This window comes from Corallococcus exercitus (genome assembly GCF_003611585.1).
Lineage (GTDB): Bacteria > Myxococcota > Myxococcia > Myxococcales > Myxococcaceae > Corallococcus > Corallococcus exercitus.
In genome coordinates this window covers 1-4,228 of sequence record NZ_RAVW01000606.1, presented here as the reverse complement: position 1 = coordinate 4,228, position 4,228 = coordinate 1, and the positions used below count along the sequence as shown (strand labels likewise).

Here is a 4,228-nt window from a genome sequence, read left to right as displayed (position 1 = left end):
CCTCTGAGGACACCCCTGGCCGGGGGTCCCCAGGGGTGGGTTTCAGCGGACCGCGTTGCGGGGCGCGCCCTTGCGGGCGGAGGCCGGACCCTTGCGCTTGGGGAGGATGCGGGTGACGGAGCCGGGGCGCCGGGCGACGGCGGCGGCGCGCTCCTTCTCCTCGGCGGCCTTCAGCGCCGCGGCGCGCGCGGCCAGCTGCTCCGCCTGCTGCGCCCAGCGGCGCTTGAGCGCGTCACGCAGGCCGTCCGTCTGCAGGTCCACCTGCGCCTGGTTCAGCCGGTAGTGCAGGTCCTCGCGCAGCGTGCCCCGGGTGAGGGCGGCCATCGCCGTGCCGGAGACGCCCACCACCACCTTGGGGCGCTCCTCCTGCATCTGGAGGCAGCGCAGGATGAGGCCCTGGGCGTCCAGCGGCAGCTTCGCCACGTCCGCGATGAACAGCACGCCGTTGGGCTGCCGCAGCGCTCCCGCCAGCTCCTGCGGCTGGCGCACCTCCGTGAGCGGGACGCCGAAGTTGCGCGCGGCTTCCTCCGCCCAGGCCCTGCGCTCGTCCTCCGTCCCTCCGTGGATGATCAACGAGGCACGGTTGGAGACGAGGTCCTCTTCTCGATAGCCGCGAAGAGCCACGGGATGCCCTACCCTTCTGGGAAAGCGGGTCCTCCCAAAGTCTAACGCCCCCCCGGGTTGCCTGTTCAATCCCTTACTTGCGAGAAAAAAACAGGGACCCGTTTTATGAGAAGCCAGAGCACTGGACGCCTGTTCCCGGGTCAGGCCGAGGGCACCACCATCACGGGCTTGCGGCAGCGCAGCACCAGCTCGCGCGCCACCGCCTCCTCCAGCACGTCCGGGACGACCTCGCGACGCGCGGACGTGCCCACGCAGACCAGGTCCACGCCCTCGCGCTCCGTGGCCTGGCAGATGGCGACCGTCACGTCGTCCCCGCTGACGCCCTCCACGCTCCAGTGCACCGCCCGCGCGACGGCGTCCCGGGGCACCTGCTCCCAGAGCCGCTGGAGCACCACGTCCCGCTCGCCTTCGGGCTCCGGGAGCACGCCGTGGAAGTCCCGGGGGCCCCGCTCGCGGCCCCGGAGCCGGTGCACGTGCAGCAGGTGCACGCGGCCGCCCGGGCCCACCAGCGAGCACGCCTGCGCGATGGCCTGCACGGACGCGACGGTGAAGTCCACCGGCACCAGGGCGCTGCGGGGGGGCGGGAGGCGGCGCGGCTCGCGCACCCCGGGCGGGATGCACGCCACGGAGCGCTCCGCGTGGCGCAGCACCCCTTCCGACACGGAGCCGTGCCACAGCCGCTGCACGCCGCCGCGCAGGTGCATGCCCACCACGGTCAGCTCCGCGCTGCGCGCGTGGGCCACGTGCAGCAGGTGGTCCGCCGGGCGGCCATAGCCGGGCTCCAGCACCACCTCCACGCGGCCCTCCCCCTCCAGGTCGCCCAGGCGCTCGCGCACCTCGCGCATCAGCACGCGCTCCACCAGCGGCTCCAACCCCTCCATGGTGCGCTCGCGCGCGTCCAGCCGCTCCACGTGCACGGGGGTGCGGATGCCCAGCCGCTCGCGCTCCTCCAGCGGCGAGCACACGTACGTGGCCAGCACGTCGCACCCGCCCACGCGCCGCAGCTCCCGCAGGAAGGTGATGGCCGCGTCGGACGTGGAGGACCGGGGGTCCACCCCCACCATCACCAGCAGCCGGCGCCGTCCCCGGGCCCAGTCCAGGAGCGCCGTGTCCCGGCGCACCGCCAGCACCGGGGCGCAGCCGTGGCGGGCCAGGCGCTCCGCCAGGGACGTCTTGCGCCAGGGGGAGGTGCGCCAGCCCTCCGCGGCCACCACCACCAGCCGGGCGCTGCGGCACTCCTCCTCTCCCAGCAGCGTCTCCACGGAGGAGCCCCGCTGCATGCGCGGCTCCACCGTGCCCGTCAGCGCCCTCAGGCGTACGGCCTCCGCGGCCAGCCCGCCTTCCGCCGAGGACAGGGCGTCCGGGGCCTCCGCGTCGGGGACGTCATCGTCCACGCCCAGGAGCAGCAGGGGCTCTCCCAGCCGGCCGGCGACGGTCGCCGCGAGGGTGGCCGCGTGCGCGGCGTCGGCGGACAGGTTGGTTGCGCAGATGATGGCCATGGCGGGGCCCCCCCGAGGAGGCGATGCCCGCTGGAGCCTCCCCCGCCGAGAAGGATGCGCACGCCGGACACCCGGTGGCGTGACGCCATCCATGCCGGCCTGCCTGCCCTCCAGGGCGGGGCGTCCCGGCGCCCGGGCCCCTGGCGGAGCCCTAGCGAAGCAGCTGCTGGTGCCCGTCGTGGTTGGTGTGGTCCTGGTTCTCCCCCGCCCCGCCGCGCTGGTTCTCCCGGCCGAAGGAGGAGAGGAACACGCCCTGCGCGCTGCTCGCGTAGTGGTACGGCCGGCCCCAGGGGTCCTGGGGTACGGCGTTGAGGTACTTGGGCACCAGCATGTCGTCCAGGTTGCCCTCCTCCGGCAGTTTCCCCCCGTGGTCGGCCTGGTAGCGCTCCAGCGCGCCCAGGATGACGGTGAAGTCGGCGTGGATCTGCAGGGTCTGCTCGGGGTCGCGGCGGCGGAAGGCGGTGAGCACCAGGGCCACGACGAGCGCCAGTCCGAACACCACCGCCACCCAGGGCAGAGGAGAGCGGCGGGACCTGTCGGGGACATCGGACGAGGAGGAGGTGGCGGCCATGGCACGTCCACCCTACCGCGTCAGAGCGCGCGGTAAAGCGGCACCGGCTGCTGCTTGCCCTTCAGGCGCACCGGCGGCAGGTCCTCGAAGGCCGTCTCGTTCGCGTCCACCAGCTCCCGCGTGCGCTCGCCCACCAGGATCTCCCCCGGACCGGCCAGCGCGCACAGCCGCGCGGCCACGTTCACCGCGTCGCCGATGCAGGTGTACTCGGCCCTCAGCGCGCTGCCGATGTTCCCGGACACCACCACGCCCGAGTTCAACCCCACGCCCAGCTCCAGCACCAGGGGCCGGCCCTCGCGGCCGTGGGCCACCCACTCGGCCTCCGCGATGGCGCGCAGCTCCGCCACGGCCTCCATCATCATCTTCGCGCACTGCAGGCCCCGGAGCGCGTCGTCCGGGCGGCCCACCGGCGCGCCGAAGACGGCCATCAGCCCGTCGCCCAGGAACTTGTCCAGCGTGCCGCCGCAGGTGAGCACCGCGTCCGACAGCCGGCCCAGCACCTGATTGAGCACCGCCACCACCTGCTCGGGGGGAAGGCTCTCCGCCAGGCCGGTGAAGTTGCGGATGTCCGCGAACAGCACCGTCACCTCGCGCTTCTCACCGGCGAGCACCGCCGCGTCCGCGCTCTTGAGGATCTCCTCCACCACCGCGTCGGACGTGTAGCGCGCGAACAGCTTGCGCATGCGCTCCGTCTCGCCCGTGCGGCGCACCACGCTCTCGATGCGCGCCGCCAGCTCGTCCAGGGACGCGGACTTGTTCACGTAGTCGTCCGCGCCCGCGCGCAGGCCGCGCACGCGCTCCGCCTCCCGGTCGTTCGCGGTGAGCATGATGACGGGGATGGCGCTGCGCGGGCCCTCCTTCAGCCGCCGGCACAGCTCCACGCCGTCCAGCCCCGGCATCTCCAGGTCGCTCAGCACGATGGCCGGCTGCAGCCGCCCCATGCCCTCCAGCGCCTCGTACGGGTCCTGGAAGCAGAGGACCTCGTAGCCCAGCGCCACCAGCCCCTCCTGCACGAACGCGCACGCCAGCGGGCTGTCGTCCACCACCACCACGCGGCGGCGCCCCTCCGTCGCGGGACGCGGCAGGTCCTGCCGGCCGACGATGCGGTTCTGCACGCCCAGCGCTTCGTAGATCTGCTTGTACGTGCAGTGGCCCTGCTCGACGAGGATCTCCCCCAGCCGCCGCCCGTCGCGCCGCTGCCGCGCCAGGGCCTCGTCCAGCTGCGCGAGCGACACGTACTTGAGCCCCACCAGCAGCTCGCCCAGCGGCGGCTGCGCGGGCCCCTTGTCGTGGTTCAGGCCCAGGGCCTCTCCCAGCGCGTCTTGAATCTGCTCGCGCGACACGTAGCCCAGGGAGATGAGCGCTTCGCCCACGCGCTGGCCGGTGAGCGCCTGCAGCGCGAGCGCCTCCTGCACCTGCCCCGGCGTGACGACGCCCAGCTTGAGCAACAGGTCACCGAAGAGGGGATTCGAGGCACTCACGCGGCAACCTCCATTCGCTTCACCGTAGCCCAACCCCGGCCCCTGGCCCAGCC

General features: G+C 73.7%; 4 protein-coding genes. All 4 read right to left on the bottom strand.

From position 1 onward, the window contains the following. Positions 1-42: 42 nt before the first annotated feature. The 4 genes from D7W79_RS39490 to D7W79_RS39475 all read right to left on the bottom strand — a co-directional run bounded on the left by D7W79_RS39490 (position 43) and on the right by D7W79_RS39475 (position 4,175). Entirely contained in the window at positions 43-624 is a 582-nt protein-coding gene (locus D7W79_RS39490) for a sigma 54-interacting transcriptional regulator (RefSeq protein ID WP_120530381.1), read from the bottom strand. 140 nt (positions 625-764) lie between these two features. Beyond that, on the bottom strand, positions 765-2,123 hold the full coding sequence (locus tag D7W79_RS39485; RefSeq protein ID WP_120530380.1) for a universal stress protein: 1,359 nt from the start codon (positions 2,121-2,123) through the stop codon (positions 765-767). Positions 2,124-2,274: 151 nt separating this feature from the next. Further along, complete coding sequence (locus tag D7W79_RS39480; RefSeq protein WP_120530379.1) at positions 2,275-2,694, bottom strand: type II secretion system protein GspG; 420 nt, start codon at positions 2,692-2,694, stop codon at positions 2,275-2,277. Between the two features lie 20 nt (positions 2,695-2,714). Continuing rightward, positions 2,715-4,175: an adenylate/guanylate cyclase domain-containing protein gene (locus tag D7W79_RS39475; protein ID WP_120530378.1), complete on the bottom strand. Its 1,461-nt coding sequence runs from the start codon at positions 4,173-4,175 to the stop codon at positions 2,715-2,717. Positions 4,176-4,228: the final 53 nt, after the last annotated feature.

What these genes read in the sequence shown, in the direction of transcription:
- D7W79_RS39485 (WP_120530380.1), bottom strand. Translation starts at nt 2,123, where the DNA reads ATGGCCATCATCTGCGCAACCAACCTGTCCGCCGACGCCGCGCACGCG.
- D7W79_RS39480 (WP_120530379.1), bottom strand. Translation starts at nt 2,694, where the DNA reads ATGGCCGCCACCTCCTCCTCGTCCGATGTCCCCGACAGGTCCCGCCGC.